The 430-nt window shown below is 58.8% G+C and carries 1 protein-coding gene; it reads left to right on the top strand.

All coding sequences use genetic code 11. The features are described from left to right. Positions 1-430, top strand: a 430-nt coding sequence (locus GTP44_RS26850) for a transposase (protein WP_161021807.1), incomplete at both ends; no start/stop codon positions are given.

Raw genomic sequence — 430 nt, 5'->3', positions numbered from 1 at the left:
TGATCCAGCAACTGTTCAATCTTTCGGACGAACAGATGGAGTTCCAACTGCTGGACCGGCTGAGCTTCCAGCGCTTCGCTGGCCTGCGCGACTCCAGCCAGATTCCCGACCGCACCACGATCTGGACTTTCAAAGAGCGCCTGATCAAGGCTGGCGCCAGCGAAAGCGTGTTCGAAACGGTCAACCGGCAACTGGCCCGGCATGGCTACATTGCCCGTGGCGGCCAGATGATCGACGCCTCCATCGTCCAAGCTCCCAAGCAATCGCTGAACAAGGAAGAAAAATCGCTCGTCGTGGAGCAGAACGCCATGCCTGCCGACTGGTCGCCACCTAAGCGGCGCCAGAAAGACCTGGATGCGCGCTGGACCAAAAAGCACGGCAAATCCTATTTCGGCTACAAGCTGTCGGTGAACGCGGACAAGCGCTGCAA

Origin of the sequence: Duganella lactea (assembly GCF_009857505.1) — a bacterium.
Classification (GTDB): domain Bacteria; phylum Pseudomonadota; class Gammaproteobacteria; order Burkholderiales; family Burkholderiaceae_D; genus Rugamonas; species Rugamonas lactea.
Note: the sequence above shows the minus strand (reverse complement) of the source record. Positions and strands in the feature narration are given on the sequence as shown.